A 15995-nucleotide genomic window follows, 5' to 3' on the forward strand; every position below is an offset into this window, starting at 1 on the left:
AGCAGGCATTGCCCATTACTGCAACAAAGCACCTAGAGATTCAATAGTGTATTTGCAACTAAAAACTATGTTTTAAAATGACGTATTAAACTTAATTCCGCCCACCCAGACATTTTCACCGTTTTTGTCCGCACCGACGTGACGCACATATTGCACATTCGGGCGAATGGTGAGCCAGGGGGTGGCATGTAAACCATAATAAATTTCTGCATCGATTTCTTGATGACGATCAGTACTGACATCGTTATTCATGTTGATGCGTGCAATACCGAACGCAATTTCATCTTGAGGACGTGAATCCATCGCGCCTTTGTAAACCAGCCCGATATTTTGCATATCACTGACATTATTGGTTTTGGAGTCATGCACTGTCGCATTCACAAAGCCGGTCAAACCACGCGAAGTATCTCCGTGATGTGCAGTCAATTGTTGCTTGGCAACAATCCAGCCCCCATGGTGATGATCGGTTTGATCTGGATTGGAAATGACTTCAGCCTCTGCTGTACTGTAGTAATAACCGGCACGGTATTCACCCGGTAGTTTCTGTTCACCCAGTTTAGGTGCCCAAACCACTTCTGCAGGAAGCATTGCCCCTTTGGAACCATCCGTACTCAGGTTAAATCCTTTACCACGTTCCAGATTCTCAGGGTTGTATTCATAAGCACCGACTTGGGCATAAAATTCAGGGTTAATGTTGTATTTGACCCGGGCTGCCCATTGGCTTACTGGCCAGTTGTACCATTGATCACCAACCCAGTTCCCGACTTGTGAACCGCATAGGGCCAGATTCTGAAAATCGCAATCAAAACTGTTGAAGTCTTCACCCTCACCAAAGCGTCCGACTTTCACATCTAGTTTTTGTTCCAGGAATTTTTTCTTGATCCATAAATCAGTCAGACGCCAGGTTTGACCACGCCCCCAGACCTCTTGCACTGAACTCAAATGGCCGTTTAAAGCAGCAGCGCTTTGAGACAGTGACTGACCGTTACGCTGGGTCACTGTTATTTGTGCTTCGGTGTCTTGCCAGCCTGCAATTTTTGCCAGATCCAAATGTGCCCCAAAAACAAACTGGTCCGTATATTCAGTTTTATGGTTTGAAGATCTTTGCGCATCGATCAAGGTTGCCATTTCACCCGTATAACCAAAACTGAAATCATAGCCCTGATTTTGGAGTGCTGTACGTTGCCCGTTCCAGTCACCGAGCATCCACGGGCTTTCCGAACTGAAAGCAGCTTCAGCATGCACAGTGGTCGTGGTTAAGATGAAAGAGGCACAGCAAAGGTAAACGGCCTTCGATAATGGGGAGAGATACATTGAATGTGATACCTTCATCACAATATGAAGCTTTTTATTATACACCTGTTGATTTTAAAAAATCATTACTAATAGATAAAAAGTATGAATAAAATGTTGTATTTATTAGTATTATTATATACTTTTTGTAAATTTAAATATTATAAGTATTTGTTTATCATCATATTAAATTTAATAACACCAAACCATAGCTCCAAAGAAAAATTTGATATTCATCAGATAGATTTAGCTTTAATTTCTTATAACAGGTTCAGAGATAAATCAGCTCCATTAATGTTTAATGTTCTTCATTTTCAAATCATGCAACGCCACATTTTTTGTTGATTGAATATTAAATCACTATTGCGATAAGGCTTTTAAAAACATGAAAAAATTATTGTCATTTCACCATAAACTTTTAAAAATTAGATTATGCTAAAGTTATTCTGATAAGAAATTGCGTCGCTTTAAAACAATAATCTGGCTTAATAGACGAGAACAAGCATGAAAGGTTCAATCCTTGATTTTTCTATTCAACACAATACCGGTTTTATCTCGGGGGATGATAATCAGCGCTATAGCTTTAATGGCGCAGACTGGCGTAGTGAGCGTCCACCTTCACGCGGTGATCGGGTCGATTTTATCGTCAATACCGCGGGTGAAGCATCTGAGGTTTATTTAACCTCAGGCAGTTCTATTTATCTGGGAGAAAAAATTTCCAGTCAGCTTGGCAAATATTCAAATCTGGATCAAGCCGAGGAAAATTACAGCAGCATTGACTGGTTTGTAAAATGTCTGACCAACTATGCAAACTTTTCCGGCCGTGCACGCCGTAAAGAATTTTGGTTCTTTATGCTGTTTTGTGTAATTTTAGGCATTGTTGCTGAGGTAATTGATACAGTTTTAGGCACTAAGCCGCTGGTGAATAGCCTGCTTAATCTGGCACTTCTAGTCCCAAGTCTGGCCGTTGGCGCGCGTCGCTTGCATGATGTAGGACGCTCTGGTTGGTGGCAATTACTGACGCTTACCGTGATTGGCATACTGATACTGATCTGGTGGTGGGCAACTGAAACCAAGCAACAAAACAATGAGTATGGTGCTCCTGCCAAATAACCGAACCTTACAAATCCCGTCTTGATGCGGGATTTGTTTATCGATTATTTAATGACTAAATATCAGCAAAATCAGACTTTCTCCATGCTGCAAGATCAATTAGTGAAATTTCCAGATGCTGTATGGGTGCAAATCTATAAAGATAAAATGCAGCTGATGAATATAGATGGCACGATTACGCATACTCTGCTACCCGATGTGCCTTATGCCCATCCGCGGAGTATTATTGCCGACTTTGATGCAGCCGCGGTGACGCTGAAACGGCTGTTACCATCGTCAATGATGAAGAAACTATTTAGCTCTATAGCACTGCTGCAAATTATGGATCTGCCTGAAGACGGTTTAACCGAAGTTGAAAAGCGCGCGTTACTCGAACTCGGTTATGAAAGTAGCGTGCAAAATGTCATCCTGTTTGACCATGCAGGAAATGCACTGACCAAAGCCAGAGTTCCACCCCAACATCGAATGACGATCATTAACATTTTACTGGTGATTATCATTATGGTGGTGCTGGCATCGACCTGGTTTTTGACGCTTTAAATGTTCTTGCAAGAGCAAAAATCCCGCATGCTGCGGGATTTTTATCGAGATAACCATCTAATAAGAGAATTGATCTCTATAGATGAACCAGCTTATAGACATCGCCTCTCTAAAAATCAGCTCAAATAAAATAAGCAAAAATTAGGGTTTATTTAAAATAATCTAGCAACTGATTAAAGCAGTCTATTTGATATTTTGGCTGTGCCAGTGCTAATTCTTCCTGACTGCCATAACCATAATTTACCGCAATAGTCTCAATACCATTTTGACGGGCACCAAAAATGTCATGCTCACGGTCACCCACCATCAGGCATTGATCGGCCTGTAATTTTTGCTGCTCTAAAATATACTGAATCAGCTCAGCTTTATTGGTTCGCTCGCCATTCAGCTCACTACCATAAATGTCGGTAAAATACTGGGCCAGATCAAAATGTTCCAGAATCTGTTTGGCATACACTGTCGGTTTTGCTGTAGCGACAAACAAGCGATAACCACGGCGTTTCAGTTCTGCCAGCGTTTCTGCTACACCCTCAAAAACATGATTTTCATAGAGACCCTTGACTGCAAAGCGCTCCCGATAACCCATCAAGGCCTGTTCAGCCAGAACATGATCGGCCTCAACATTTAAAATTTTGGCAAGCGAGGCTTTTAAGGGCGGACCAATAATCCAGTCGATATTGATCTCGTCACTAATCGGATGACCGATCTTTTCCAGACCATAGCGTGCAGACGTCGTAATCCCCACTTTCGGATCGGTTAATGTCCCATCCAGATCAATTAAAATATTCTTAATCACCGCCCATCCCCTCTCATTAGTACCGATATAAATTAATATCGAGAGTTCATTCAAATTTGCCTATACTAATGCAATTTTAGTGAATGAAGGACATCATTTTGCGCCCTACCGTACTTTGCTTTTCCGGTTTAGACCCTTCAGGTGGAGCCGGCCTTCAAGCAGATATTGAAGCCATTGGTCAAAGTGGTGCACATGCGGCAATTGCCTGCACAGCCCTCACTATTCAAAATTCACAGCAGGTTTTTGGTTTCGAAGCCACTTCCAGAGAATTGCTGTTGGCACAGGCCAATGCGGTGGTCAATGACCTGCCCATTCGTTGCGTAAAATCTGGCATGTTAGGCACCACAGACAATATCGCAGCACTGGCCGAGTTTCTGGCTGCACATCCAGATTATCTCTATGTGCTGGATCCGGTTTTGGTCGCGAATAGTGGCGGTTCGCTGGGTAATCAAGAAACGCTGGTCAAAGCATTTACCCAGTTGATTCCATTAGCCACTATCTTAACGCCGAACACGGTTGAACTACGCGCCCTGACGGGTGAGCAAGACCTCAAACTGGCCACTCAAAAATTATTTGAAATGGGTGCACAGGCAGTTTTGGTCAAAGGTGGCCATGAAGATACGCCAGATTACATTCAGAACAGCCTATATATCGCAGGTGAGCTGGTCAACGAAACTCGCTGTCCACGTCTGCCAGGTGAATATCATGGTTCAGGCTGTTCACTGGCCAGTTTCATTGCCGGACGTCTGGCCATGGGTGATCAGTTGAAAACTGCGGTACAGCATGCTGAAACCTGGTTATTTGGGGTATTAAAAAATGCTGAAATTCCTGTTCCAAATGGCCAGAGAATTCCAAAGCGTTTTTAAGATCACACTTCTTAAAATCAAAACTAAAAAAGCCTGAGTCATTCAGGCTTTTTTATCACTGCTATTTTTTAAACAATACTATTTGGCCTGATAAATGATTTTGCTTACATAGGTCGGTAAATTCCAAGCACCACCGGCGAAGCCTTTGCATTGTACGGTCAGACCACTGAAGCTTTTGACAAATTTCTTGCCATTCCAGGCCCATTCGTTCTGACTCAGACAATCGCCCAAACCACGCACTTTATGCCCGGAAAATATCTGGCCTTGGTTAAAGGTTTCTCCCGAGGTCGTTACCAGCTGTTTAAATTGCTTGTTTCGATCCATCAGCCAGAAGCCACTACCCATATTATAAGCCCCGCGCCAGCATGGAATCTGAATCAGCTGATTCTGGGCATTAATGGGATAAATTGTCATAACATTATCATCGAGAAAACGCTGGCTAAACAGCAAATCACATTGATCCTCGTTGGTAGTCGCTTGCAGTTTTCGAATCATCTGCTGACTGGCTGCCGTATTCAGTTTCGCTTGGGTGACTTTGCCTGACTGATATTTTGGTATCTGAATTTTCGGTATCGCTGCAGCTTTGAGCACCGCCTGATTGGATTTTTCCCCCGGCCTGATCAAGGCTGAGGGCGTAGAAAGTCGACGCTGAAATTCATCCATCTTGAGTAAAACGGCACTGGCGCCGGCGGTCGACAGGTTCCAGCGTGATTGCGCATTTTTAAATATCACTGGACTCGTTCCCTGCACCGCTTTCAGCAAGGCACGCGTTTGACTGCTATTGAGTTGCCCTATTCCCTCCCTATTCAGACCAATCACGCCATAAGGTGTGCTGGCAATTTGCAGCCGAAGCTGTCTGGTGGGTGTGGCAGCAGCTAAGGGTAAAATCTGGACCTGAACTTTGATGCTACTGTTTGCACCTGCAGCACGCTCTAATAGCACCGAAACCGGCTGATCAATATCTTGATCCGATTGATAACCGGCAGCACGGCAGGTACCAGTATTATCACAGGCAATTTCCCAGTCTTTATGTGAAAAATGCAGTCCTTGAATGGCCGCCAGACTTAATGAGCTGATACTGGCTAGACCAAATGTGATACTCATGATTTTGATGCTGTAGATCCATTTTTGTTTCATCATCTAGTCCTTATTTAAAACGCTTGCCGAGGTGGCAGGCCGCATCTGCTCAATCTGCTTCTGTTTATCTTTTTTCTTGCGCTCATTGCTCAAAGTCGCCATTAAATCCTGCGCCAAAGCCTTAAGCAGAATCATATCTTCGGCCTGCATCTGCCTCGGTTGTTTATCCAGCAGACACAGACTCCCAAGCGCAATTCCATTTTTATCTTTTAAGGGTACACCAGCATAGAAACGGATATGATGCTGTCTTAACTCTGACAGATGCGGAAAGCGCGGGTCACGCTGCAAGTCTTCTATCACCAAAGGCTCATTCTGATAGAGCAAGTGGGTGCATACTGAATCCTTGCACATTTGTCGGGTTGCAACAGGCTCCTGAGTAAAAGGACTGACTGGAATATACATTTCGTGCTGATTCAGCCAGGAAATTTGTGCGTAGTCGACATCAAAAGCCTGACGGGCTTCTTCAATATATTGTTTATAAAGGATCTGATGAAAGTGATCTAATAATCCCAACTCATTTAAAGCCTGCTGCCGTTCTTTTTCATTCTTGATCTCCAGATTCTCAAACCAGCTTTCCCCTTCATTCTAGGTATAAGTTTCGATAGTCAGAATCAGATCATCGACATTATTGACCAGTGCCTGCAGCTCAAAACGTTGTTGCAGTTCATCCAGAAGCTCCAGCTGCATCACACTCCAAGTCGCAAAAATGATTTTCAGCTCAGGATATTGCTGCGCCAGTCTATATTTCAGCAACCGAATCTGTGCCGCAGGCGCATGATGAAAAATCGACACACATAAAATCTTGATCGAAGCTGGTAATACAATACCCTTTCCTGATTCACTCGATTGAATCAGCACATCCAGATCATTTCGGGCAGCAATATTTTTGAGATTCAGCGCGTGTGCCACCATGGCAGAAATCTGGGTGTCAATTTCCCAACGCGCACCGACACAATAAACTTCGGGCTGCTCAGCACTTAATTTACTTGGATAGGCTTTTTGAAATGCATGATTAAAGAATTGCAAGCCCTGATAAAGACGCAACCGGTGTTCGGCAGTAACATCAGTATCATGTCCTTGAGAATAAATCCGAATGGCTGGAATGGCCACTTCGCCATAGAACATTTGGACACGACGGGCCACCTCCTCTGCACTGGGTTTTTTCGGTAATTGCGCACAGATATAATCATTGGCTACCTGCATTGCATCATTGACTTCATCTGCCACCAGTCGCTGGTAAAAGCGTTCGGAGGGTGACAATACTGGCGTACTGCCGAGCAAGGTTTTGACAAAACCCAGTGCCGGCACATAATTGGACAAAACCAGCAGACAAGCAGTCAAAGGGGTCGACAAGATCAGCCCTACCGGTCCCCAGAGAGTGGTCCAGAACGTGGCAGCCAGAATAATCGCCAAGGTAGACAGACCGGTACTTTCCCCATAAAGCCAAGGTTCAATCACGTTATTGCTGATCAGTTCCAGCACCAGAATCAAGCCCACAGTCCAGAGCACCATGTCCCAGCCCGGATCAACGGCGAAAGCCAGCGTAATCGGGAAAATAGCTGAAACAATCGGACCAACATAGGGTACAAAACGCATAACCACCGCGACCAGCCCCCACATGATCGCTGCCGGTACGCCAATCAATAACAGACCAATCGCCATGGGAATGCCATAAGTGACATTGACCAGCAGCTGCATGCGCAAATAGGTTCCGATACTCTTGCCGGCATCATCCAGCGCATCGGTGCCGATATTCAGATTACCACCCAAGAGTTTCAGAAAGCGGTCATGCAAGTCTTTGCCATTGAATAAAATCAATACCATAAACAGGAACACAATCCCGATAATCGCCAACGGATTCAGGATTTTATTCAACCAGTCTAGGGCAGCTTCTTCACTCGTTGGTTCCAAACCGACCACTTTGACATTCTGCACATTTGGGTCTTCTGTTTCCTGTTCTGGGGTGTCTATCGAATCTTCGACTGTGTCAAAGGTCTGGATCGCACCGTCCCACATACTCGGTCCCTGACGATAGTTTTCGAGCATTTTCAGTTTTTGCTGGATGGTGTCCTGATATTGCGGCAGTTCCTGACTTAGCTTGCCAAGTTGCACCCCCAGATAAGTTGCAGTGCCACCCAGAAATGACAAGGTCAGGCACATGACCAGGCCAATCGCCGCCCATTGGGGACAGCCCCAGCGCTTTAAACGGGAAACCAGAGGAGAAAGTAAAAATGCCAGCAGAATGGCCAAAGCCAGCGGAATAAAAATATCACGGCCAAAATACAACGCCGTCATGACCACAGCAGCAATTACAAAGCCTGCCATCATTCTGAGTGCATGTTGGGTGCGCTGCCGCTCGGACTGATCCGGCATCAATACTTCAGTCTGTTGTTGCAGGTTGGCCTGTCTTGGTTTTACTTGACTGTTCTTGTTGTTATCCACCTGAAAAGTCCTAAAATATTATTCCTTCAACATAATTTAGGACTTTCTATATTTTTGTTACAAAGGTATTCCTGTAATCATTTGCAAAGATATTTCACTTAAATCTTTTCAGGTAAATGGATTAACTCACGCTTTTGATCCGGCGCATTTTCCGGGTTTCGAGTTGCACAGGGACTGAAGTATGTTGATGTAACAATTGCCATTTGCCCTGCTGCTTGCTCAGGCACATGCTGACCCGACACCAGCCCAACTGGAAAATCGGTTCAATCACCGCATAATTCACCCGGACATAACCATCGACTACAGCCAGATCAGAAGTGACATGAATATTAAGATCTTGGCGTTCGATGCGTATTCCTTCCGGCATAAAGCTTAAATATTGTTGCCAGAGTGCCTGATAGGCCTCGACACCTTTCACTTCCATACTGACATCGACCAGACGGATCTCCGGTCGGCACAATTGAACAATATCCTGAATATCGAGTCTGGCTATGGCATTGTCCCACTCCTGAAGAAATGCCATGACTTCCCGAGCCAATTGTTCATCCCCAAAAATCTGCATCAAATTTTCCTCAACCGGACAAGTCAGACCTGAAATAGGGATTCAATCAACTCACCGGATTTCTGATCTTTTGTTCTTATTATTTTGCCTGTGCTAAAGCGTTATTCTCGCTTTGCTCTCCCCACTGCCGGATTGGATACAGCTCACCTGAAGATTATTTTTTAAATTATTTTTATTTCAATCAGGATGAATATGCTGTTTCTAGATTGGATGATTCAAAAATCAGCAGCAATTAAAAGTTACTTTAGAACTTTCATCGCATGCCTGTAAATGACATAAAGCGTCATTTAAAAATAGAAATAATTTTAGATCTGAATAGGATAGCGAGCTGTTGCAGACCAAGTCGATCTGTTTATAAATTTCGTACGGCATTGATAAAATTTAAGGCATTTGATCCATGTGATATCAGCAGATAAAAGCCATCATTCAAATAATGGCTTTACGATAAGTCTGCTTTGGCATTTCAATGATTTCGACACAAAGCTGTATTTTTAAGTCTGGCTGGGCCGCAATATATTGCTGCATGACGTCGAGCACCAATTCGGAAATTGCCTGACGAACTTCGACACTGCGCCCGCTCAACAGTGAAACTTTAGCATGCACATAGGCCTGATCTGTAACAACATTCAGTCCAATCACATAATCCTGCTGCATAATCGCACGACTTTTTAAATCATTGGGATCGGTGACATGGCCGGCGTTAAAAAGTGCCTGATGAATCGCGACCAATAAGGGTTTGATCTCGATATGTTGCAGATTGTCAGAATATTCCAGATGCAGGTGCGGCATTAAAGGGATCTCAAATCGAAATGTGAGGATCAGGCGACAGGAAAATGATCAGCCCCGAATTTCAGCAATAATGAGAATAATACGATTAATCAACCGTATTATTCTCTCGTCAGAATTTTAGTCTAAGGCTAAATTTAAGCTTTCTTGACATATTCGGATTTCAATTTCATCGGGCCGATCCCCTCGATTTTACAATCGATATCATGCCCATCGGCAGCATCAGGCAACAAACGGATACTTTTGACTTTAGTGCCCACTTTCACCACTGAAGATGAACCTTTGATTTTCAGGTCTTTAATCACCGTGACGCTATCACCGTCCGCCAGCACATTGCCGTTGGCATCCTTGATGTTCACTTGTTCTTCAGTGACTTCACCTTCTTTCCACTCATGTGCACATTCAGGACAGATCAGTAGATCGCCATCTGTATAGGTATATTCAGATTGACATTTTGGACAGTTTGGCAGACCCATAAAAACCTCGAAAAAAAGAGAAAAATAAAATAAATGAAACAAATAAGCGCACAGTATAGCATCTTTGTCTAGAGCACTCATGAATAGAACATTGAGATGAAAACCACACAGGAGATCGAAGGAATTAATTGTCTGAAATCTGCGGATTAACCAGCAAAGACAGGAGTTGTAGTGATTCCTGCCAGCTCAAATGACACACCGCGGGCGGTACCACATCCGGATAACCCACCTGAATAATATGCAAACCGGTACCGATTGAGACTTTTTCAAAGATGATCGTCACCTCTATTTCACCCTGCAAGTCTGGGGTAGAAAACTGATCGGTATAGCGCAGCAGCTGATTAGGAATGACCTCATGATAAATGCCGTGAAAATGATGCTGGGTCCCGGTAGAAAAATTGGTAAAGGTGGTTTTATAGCTGCCGCCAGGTTTGACTTCCGCATGTTCTACTTTGGCAATAAAGCCATGTGGTGCCAGCCATTTGGCCAGTGCATCCGGATGCACAAAGGCACGATACACCCGCTCCGGTGGCGCACTGAACACACGATGCATTTTTAAGGTGTAACTCATTTTTTTGTCCTTTGTTCTTATTATTTTTTTATTGCGGGATATTCCCTGCATTTGTTGTGACTAAAATCATCAGCCTGAGTTAAGTACTCATCTGAGTTATTTTATCCAGTTTTGAGCTGGCTATATATAATGAGTATGTATCTATACTCAAGCTCAAATCTTCGTATAGCAATTAAATAAAGCAATAAAAAACCCGACAGACCGGGTTTCTTACTTTAAATCATTTAAATACAAGCATGCTCAGCTACTACGCAGGCTGCTCTCTTCATCATCCAGCTCATCATCATAGACATAGGCCATGCAACCCCAACCATCATATTCGCCCTGAAATTGTGCCGCGATTTTGCTGAACCATTGTTCCAGATCAACGATATCTTCGTAGGCAGGCTCCATATACACATAAATCGTGATGATCCATTCCAGGGTATCGCTTTCTTCATCCTGAAACAGGCTAATTTTTTGCTCTTCTTTTAATAGATGCAAGGCACAACGATCCGCCTGCGCTTCATCCGCAAAGGCAATCGAAAATTCAATTTCGTGCGCTTCTTGCAAGTCGTCGCCATCCTGATGCATTTGCCACAGTACATTGCCATTTTCATCGTCAGGGAATTGATTGTAATCACGTGACATAGAAGTTTCCTTATTATGATGCTGTTTTATTCTGCATTTAAGATTAGCTGATTTTTGTACAATTATCGAGATACAGACAAAAAATATTATCTTTTAACCATAAATAAACATATGATTTTTATAAATATAAAAACAAGTAAGGGGATCAATATATTCGAGATTCCTCAAGGCCAAAAATCCTGAAAAATATCAGGATTTAAACCAACTTATAGCATTCAGAATACTCTGGTAAAAATCTTCTAGCCCTATGAGTGTCATGATCTACGCGATGTATGGATGCAGATGATCTTGTTTCAATTGCAAAACCAGTGCAGCAAACTTGAGCTCCTCTAAACGCAGATCAAGATAGGATTCTTGAATCATCGCCTGACTCAGTGTCTGCCCGGTATAATTCAGCAAGACATAATCATCCTTTAAGGCCTGCAATATCTCGCCCAAATTTTCTGTGCTTAATTGAGAGAGATATAAATCTGCCTTACAGTTGAAAGCCAGACTCAGGATTTCAATAGTACTTCGACGGCGATTGTCGTCGACATAATTACAGCTCCCCACCTGCTGTTTTTCTATGGCCTGTTGAATTCTGTCACGGACATTGCGTAAATGCCGAACCGCATCCGTTTCGCTATAACCCTCAATCAGCTGCTCTAAAACCTGTGTTGCGGGAAGCTGCAAGCCGAAGCGCTGGGCCTGTATTTTATGCTGTAAAGCACTCAATACCTCTTGCAAGCGATGCTGTTGTTTAGCCTGTTCATAATAACCGTGCAAACTTTGTCGGGCCTCCTGCTCAACCTCGGCCACGGCCTGCGCCTGAAACTGGGCAAGATAATCTTTTACTCTTGCGATATAGGCTTTGAGATCATCGATCATGATCGAAGCATCCAGCTTGGTCGCTTCAACAAAGTTTTCGGCCTGCAAAGTCCGGTTAATAATATATTGCTCGATATCCCAGATATCCTGATATTTTTTATATTTATTCAGGGCAATGTTTAAACTGCCATTTTGTACCCGCAATTGGGTGATTTCATAATTCAATTCATCGACTTGAGTTTCATAATCTGCCAATTTGCTGCGGGAATGATCCAGGTTTTCCTGTAAAAACTGGATATTGCTGCGTAATGAAGCCTGTACCTTTAAGCTCCATAGCAATGCACATATTAAAATACTCGCGAGAACGAAGAGAGCCATACTGAGCATCGTTCTTTCCTTTAACCCCGGGCAGCGCCCTAAACCATCAAATTAAAAATTTATTATAAAGTCATGATTAATTTTGCATCACTTTAGCCAGATAAGCAAAGCCATTAATCAATACTAAGTCATTCATTCATTTTATTTTTCTACAAAATTTTTATGTGAAAGTCATGTAGGACAGACTGCTTTCCGGCTCAAATCAAATCTATTCTGAAACAACTTACGATATTTTTTATATCAAAGGATATAATTTAAAAGTTTAAAAATAATAAAAGGAAAATTAAAAAATCATAAAAATAAAGGCATCAGGCCTATAGCGGGAGATAAAAGAATAAAAATTCTCTAGACTCATCATCAAGAGATAAACCGAATATTAAAATTTATACTCTGCAGTGACAGCCGATCAGGCAGTGGATCAGTAGAAAATTTCATTTGAACATGCTTATAAAGCCACTCATCTCCAAGTTGCTATCGAAATAAATTCTCACACTTTTTATATGGGTTTCCCAGTTTAAGAGCTTGATCCTCATCATATTTATGAGATTAAAAAGCATCTGTCCGGTTGGCTCTGATTATTAAGCAGAATCAAATTAGAACGGTATGTCTGCCTTTATTTCGACCGGGACACCACTCAAAGGCTGGGTAAAGGCCAGATAACTGGCATGCAAGGCCATGCGATTTAAAGGACTGCGCTGGGGTTCGGGATGATAAATTTTATCGCCAGTAATGGGATGACCGATATGCAGCATATGCACGCGTAGCTGATGGGAACGGCCAGTAATTGGTGTCAGTAGTACCCGGCTAATGTCTTGCTGGGGTAGATATTCTAAGGCCTGATACAGGGTTTTGGCGGCCTTGCCCAGTTCAAAATGCACCATCTGACGCGGACGGTTTTCCCAGTCGGTAATCAAAGGCACATCAACGCTGCCCTCACCTTCAAGTTTGCCTTGTACCAGTGCAACATAATTTTTATGTACCGTGCGTGCCTGAAACATTTTACTCACCGCCACTTCTGCATCGCGGTGTTTGGCAAACATCAAAATACCGGAGGTGGCCATATCCAGACGATGGGTAATTTTGGCCTGCGGATACTGGTTCAGAACCCGCAAATAGGCACTGTCATGATGTTCAGGTAAACGCCCCGGAACCGACAATAATCCGGCCGGCTTTTCAATTACCACCAGATCATCATCTTCATAAACGATATGCAGTGGTTCTTGCGGTGGACAATAGACAAAGTCATGGTTGATGGGCATTTTAAGGGTACAGCATCTGGAATAATGCGCGCAAAATAACAAGCGGCTTCTAGGCTGTCAATTACCGTGCTTGACCAGCTCAGCTTAATCTGCCAGATAATAATCGACCGTCGAGACCACGCGTACTTTTTTCAAATACGGCGTATTGCTGTCGCGATCTTCAATACTAAACAGCCCCTGATTGGCGGACTTGATTTTGCCCAGACTGCTTTTTGAATCTGCAGCACATTTTTCCGCTACACTGCGCGCATTTTCGGTGGCCTGCTCAATCATCGCAGGCTTGATGTCATTCAGCTTAGTAAATAAATATTCCGTTCTTTGTCCGGAATCATCTCCGACAAAGGCAATGCCTTTTCTGCCCAAGGCCACCAGACGACTTTGTGCCGCACGCACTGCATCTATTTTGTGGGTATAGACGGTGATGGTCTGGCTGGCGGTGTAACGTAGCGCGACATTGGCATCCCCGCCATATTGCTGCGCGTATTTATCGGTGATACTCGGTGAAGCACTGGTAATCTCTTCCGCGCTAAATCCTTCATTTTTTAAGAAGGTCTGAATTTCCTGGGTATTGGTTTGCATGGTATCGTACAACTCGGCCAGATCCTGACTGCCGGCATTAAAGCGGATTGGCCATACCGCCACATCGGCTTTGACTTCGCGTTCCGACAAGCCTTTGACCGAAACTATACGTTCATACTGTTTAATTTTCAGCGCGCTATTGCCGAGAATCCATCCTGCAATAATCATTCCCAAGCCGATCAAGGCACCTAAAATCAGGGCCGGTTTGAATTGATTCATCCTTCAACTCCTTTGAAATCTTTTTTCGTTCTTATTGATCCTGCCACGCTATCAAGTAGCGATAAAATGATATTAATCCAATCTTATTTTTATCACTTGAAAATTCAATCACAACATCGCACTTAGCTTTGATTCATCAGATAGATTGCAATTAACGGCGTCAGGTTAAATAGCAGAATCCCAATTTTATAGAGCGCCATACCCGAATAATGAATCATATCGAAACTGGTATCTGACAGCCGAAACCATTTTCCATGCACCTGCTTCATCCAGTTTCGGGCAAAGACATAGACCACGAACCAGATCATGAGAATGACATAATTGATGAGTGTGCAAAACAGTAAAAAACGACACCAGATATCGAGATTCATGAGGATTCCCCTAGGGGGCAGCTGATGTTTTTAAAATAACAGATCGTGTTGAGAAATGAAGAGCTTATTTGTATCTTGCGTAGATGGATATTTTTCTTAAATTTATGATTTATATTTATTTTAATTTTTTATTCTGCGTATATTACTAGAGAATTTTTTAGGGTGTTGGGAAAACTCGCAATGGTTTACTTCAACTATCATTCTTTGTAAGACCTGATCTTATAGCCTATAAACTTTTGGTCTATAGCGTCCTAAGCCGGATCGAGACCTTTTGGGTTCGTACTGCACTCGCGTTTTGCGCCGCTCACAGCATGCTACTCTTTCCGATCCCATCACACCCTTGAAAGCTATATTAGGCAAAGATGGACGGGATTAATTTCCTATGTTTTTTTAATTTCGATTAAATCTGAAAATTTATTTCACTATTAACCCTAATATAGAGAAATAAATTCCATTTTTTATTTTTTACGCTTTTTTATTCGCCAAAATGAGACTTTATTGCAATTTATATTCAGGTCAGGATTGCTGTTTTATTGAAAGAATGTTCCCTGAATCCATTGCGCACTAAACCACCATGCACTGATCGCTGACATCCCGCACAGAAGATTGGCCAGAACCTTATTGAGTCTCGTCAGTTCAGAATTATAGATTTTCAGATTCACCAAATAAGCCATCACGCCGTAGAGCAAGCCAATTACGCCCCCAAACAGGATCAGAATTAATGGCCATGCGGAATAAAAATGGGCTTTTTTGCTTAATTTGCCTGATTCTGGTGCGTACTCTCTGATTTCCATATGCGCTTACCCTCTTTCCAATATGTACATATGCACTATTTCAAGGCAGATATTTAGCTGTTATTAAATATTTGCCGACTCAGACTTGGATTGAAGCAAGAAGCAGACCAGTTCTAGTGTACAAAGAGCTGACGGGTATGCTGGTTAATATAGGCATTTAGCCCATCGCCATATCGGGCAAGCTGTTTCATGTTCTCGACATGCTGATAACCGGCACTGCTATAGCTGTAGGTATAAACCTTAGAGGTTTTCTTAAATTGAACCCGAATAAACTCGTTACCAATCTCGTAATTGGCAACACCTGAGTCATGATTAAGATCAAGATAATGTTGCAATTGAGCTACCCTAAATACTTTGAATCTAAGGTTTTATATGG

19 protein-coding genes are annotated in these 15995 nt (G+C 42.9%); 3 read left to right on the forward strand and 16 right to left on the reverse strand.

Going from position 1 to position 15995, the window contains the following annotated elements:
• Positions 1-72 precede the first annotated feature (72 nt).
• Positions 73-1314, reverse strand: a complete 1242-nt coding sequence (locus PV763_RS07645) for a carbohydrate porin (protein WP_420937582.1) — start codon at positions 1312-1314, stop codon at positions 73-75.
• A 483-nt stretch (positions 1315-1797) separates the two neighbouring features.
• Between PV763_RS07645 and PV763_RS07650 the strand changes: the two genes are divergently transcribed.
• On the forward strand, positions 1798-2406 hold the full coding sequence (locus tag PV763_RS07650) for a DUF805 domain-containing protein (RefSeq protein ID WP_312325870.1): 609 nt from the start codon (positions 1798-1800) through the stop codon (positions 2404-2406).
• Between the two features lie 24 nt (positions 2407-2430).
• Complete coding sequence (locus PV763_RS07655) at positions 2431-2946, forward strand: hypothetical protein (RefSeq protein WP_004645901.1); 516 nt, start codon at positions 2431-2433, stop codon at positions 2944-2946.
• Between the two features lie 148 nt (positions 2947-3094).
• On the opposite strand, the gene PV763_RS07660 is transcribed toward PV763_RS07655, so the two are convergent.
• Positions 3095-3742 (reverse strand): HAD-IA family hydrolase, encoded by a 648-nt coding sequence (locus tag PV763_RS07660; protein ID WP_312325873.1) that lies wholly within the window; start codon positions 3740-3742, stop codon positions 3095-3097.
• 98 nt (positions 3743-3840) lie between these two features.
• Here PV763_RS07660 and PV763_RS07665 point away from each other — a divergent pair, with 98 nt between their 5' ends.
• Positions 3841-4608, forward strand: coding sequence for a hydroxymethylpyrimidine/phosphomethylpyrimidine kinase (locus PV763_RS07665; protein WP_035341206.1), 768 nt, complete (start codon positions 3841-3843; stop codon positions 4606-4608).
• 78 nt (positions 4609-4686) lie between these two features.
• Here the strand turns inward: PV763_RS07665 and PV763_RS07670 are convergent, their stop codons facing one another.
• The 14 genes from PV763_RS07670 to PV763_RS07735 all read right to left on the reverse strand — a co-directional run bounded on the left by PV763_RS07670 (position 4687) and on the right by PV763_RS07735 (position 15954).
• Entirely contained in the window at positions 4687-5745 is a 1059-nt protein-coding gene (locus PV763_RS07670; protein ID WP_312325874.1) for a DUF1176 domain-containing protein, read from the reverse strand.
• Between the two features lie 3 nt (positions 5746-5748).
• The gene (locus PV763_RS07675) at positions 5749-6258 is read right to left on the reverse strand and encodes a GAF domain-containing protein (protein ID WP_420937583.1); all 510 of its coding nucleotides are present in this window, start codon (positions 6256-6258) and stop codon (positions 5749-5751) included.
• A 72-nt stretch (positions 6259-6330) separates the two neighbouring features.
• A complete protein-coding gene (locus tag PV763_RS07680; protein WP_420937584.1) occupies positions 6331-8187 on the reverse strand; it encodes an AI-2E family transporter in 1857 nt (618 codons plus the stop codon).
• A gap of 121 nt (positions 8188-8308) precedes the next feature.
• Positions 8309-8749, reverse strand: coding sequence for a YybH family protein (locus PV763_RS07685; RefSeq protein WP_420937585.1), 441 nt, complete (start codon positions 8747-8749; stop codon positions 8309-8311).
• Positions 8750-9175: 426 nt separating this feature from the next.
• Positions 9176-9538 carry a 5-carboxymethyl-2-hydroxymuconate Delta-isomerase gene (locus PV763_RS07690; RefSeq protein ID WP_420937586.1) on the reverse strand — a complete coding sequence of 121 codons (363 nt, stop codon included), beginning with the start codon at positions 9536-9538 and terminating at the stop codon, positions 9176-9178.
• A gap of 134 nt (positions 9539-9672) precedes the next feature.
• Positions 9673-10011: a zinc ribbon domain-containing protein YjdM gene (locus PV763_RS07695; RefSeq protein WP_420937587.1), complete on the reverse strand. Its 339-nt coding sequence runs from the start codon at positions 10009-10011 to the stop codon at positions 9673-9675.
• Positions 10012-10135: 124 nt separating this feature from the next.
• Positions 10136-10582, reverse strand: a complete 447-nt coding sequence (locus PV763_RS07700) for an SRPBCC domain-containing protein (protein ID WP_004732106.1) — start codon at positions 10580-10582, stop codon at positions 10136-10138.
• Positions 10583-10822: 240 nt separating this feature from the next.
• A complete protein-coding gene (locus PV763_RS07705) occupies positions 10823-11212 on the reverse strand; it encodes a ribonuclease E inhibitor RraB (protein WP_004281735.1) in 390 nt (129 codons plus the stop codon).
• A gap of 261 nt (positions 11213-11473) precedes the next feature.
• Positions 11474-12406 (reverse strand): hypothetical protein, encoded by a 933-nt coding sequence (locus PV763_RS07710; RefSeq protein ID WP_420937588.1) that lies wholly within the window; start codon positions 12404-12406, stop codon positions 11474-11476.
• A 584-nt stretch (positions 12407-12990) separates the two neighbouring features.
• On the reverse strand, positions 12991-13656 hold the full coding sequence (locus tag PV763_RS07715) for a pseudouridine synthase (protein WP_044111116.1): 666 nt from the start codon (positions 13654-13656) through the stop codon (positions 12991-12993).
• 84 nt (positions 13657-13740) lie between these two features.
• Positions 13741-14454 (reverse strand): SIMPL domain-containing protein, encoded by a 714-nt coding sequence (locus PV763_RS07720; protein ID WP_420937589.1) that lies wholly within the window; start codon positions 14452-14454, stop codon positions 13741-13743.
• Between the two features lie 122 nt (positions 14455-14576).
• Positions 14577-14825 carry a DUF6868 family protein gene (locus PV763_RS07725; protein WP_005106158.1) on the reverse strand — a complete coding sequence of 83 codons (249 nt, stop codon included), beginning with the start codon at positions 14823-14825 and terminating at the stop codon, positions 14577-14579.
• A gap of 530 nt (positions 14826-15355) precedes the next feature.
• Positions 15356-15619: a hypothetical protein gene (locus PV763_RS07730; RefSeq protein WP_180086433.1), complete on the reverse strand. Its 264-nt coding sequence runs from the start codon at positions 15617-15619 to the stop codon at positions 15356-15358.
• Between the two features lie 113 nt (positions 15620-15732).
• The gene (locus PV763_RS07735) at positions 15733-15954 is read right to left on the reverse strand and encodes a hypothetical protein (RefSeq protein ID WP_005104128.1); all 222 of its coding nucleotides are present in this window, start codon (positions 15952-15954) and stop codon (positions 15733-15735) included.
• Positions 15955-15995 lie beyond the last annotated feature (41 nt).

Source organism: Acinetobacter sp. AS5 (genome assembly GCF_048957595.1).
Classification (GTDB): Bacteria; Pseudomonadota; Gammaproteobacteria; order Pseudomonadales; family Moraxellaceae; genus Acinetobacter.

Bases quoted from the DNA above. Each gene is read 5' to 3' on its own strand.
- PV763_RS07650 (WP_312325870.1), top strand. From the start codon at position 1,798: ATGAAAGGTTCAATCCTTGATTTTTCTATTCAACACAATACCGGTTTT.
- PV763_RS07685 (WP_420937585.1), bottom strand. From the start codon at position 8,749: ATGCAGATTTTTGGGGATGAACAATTGGCTCGGGAAGTCATGGCATTT.
- PV763_RS07725 (WP_005106158.1), bottom strand. From the start codon at position 14,825: ATGAATCTCGATATCTGGTGTCGTTTTTTACTGTTTTGCACACTCATC.
- PV763_RS07705 (WP_004281735.1), bottom strand. From the start codon at position 11,212: ATGTCACGTGATTACAATCAATTCCCTGACGATGAAAATGGCAATGTA.
- PV763_RS07710 (WP_420937588.1), bottom strand. From the start codon at position 12,406: ATGCTCAGTATGGCTCTCTTCGTTCTCGCGAGTATTTTAATATGTGCA.
- PV763_RS07690 (WP_420937586.1), bottom strand. From the start codon at position 9,538: ATGCCGCACCTGCATCTGGAATATTCTGACAATCTGCAACATATCGAG.
- PV763_RS07655 (WP_004645901.1), top strand. From the start codon at position 2,431: ATGCGGGATTTGTTTATCGATTATTTAATGACTAAATATCAGCAAAAT.
- PV763_RS07670 (WP_312325874.1), bottom strand. From the start codon at position 5,745: ATGAAACAAAAATGGATCTACAGCATCAAAATCATGAGTATCACATTT.
- PV763_RS07700 (WP_004732106.1), bottom strand. From the start codon at position 10,582: ATGAGTTACACCTTAAAAATGCATCGTGTGTTCAGTGCGCCACCGGAG.
- PV763_RS07730 (WP_180086433.1), bottom strand. From the start codon at position 15,619: ATGGAAATCAGAGAGTACGCACCAGAATCAGGCAAATTAAGCAAAAAA.
- PV763_RS07695 (WP_420937587.1), bottom strand. From the start codon at position 10,011: ATGGGTCTGCCAAACTGTCCAAAATGTCAATCTGAATATACCTATACA.
- PV763_RS07715 (WP_044111116.1), bottom strand. From the start codon at position 13,656: ATGCCCATCAACCATGACTTTGTCTATTGTCCACCGCAAGAACCACTG.
- PV763_RS07720 (WP_420937589.1), bottom strand. From the start codon at position 14,454: ATGAATCAATTCAAACCGGCCCTGATTTTAGGTGCCTTGATCGGCTTG.
- PV763_RS07645 (WP_420937582.1), bottom strand. From the start codon at position 1,314: ATGTATCTCTCCCCATTATCGAAGGCCGTTTACCTTTGCTGTGCCTCT.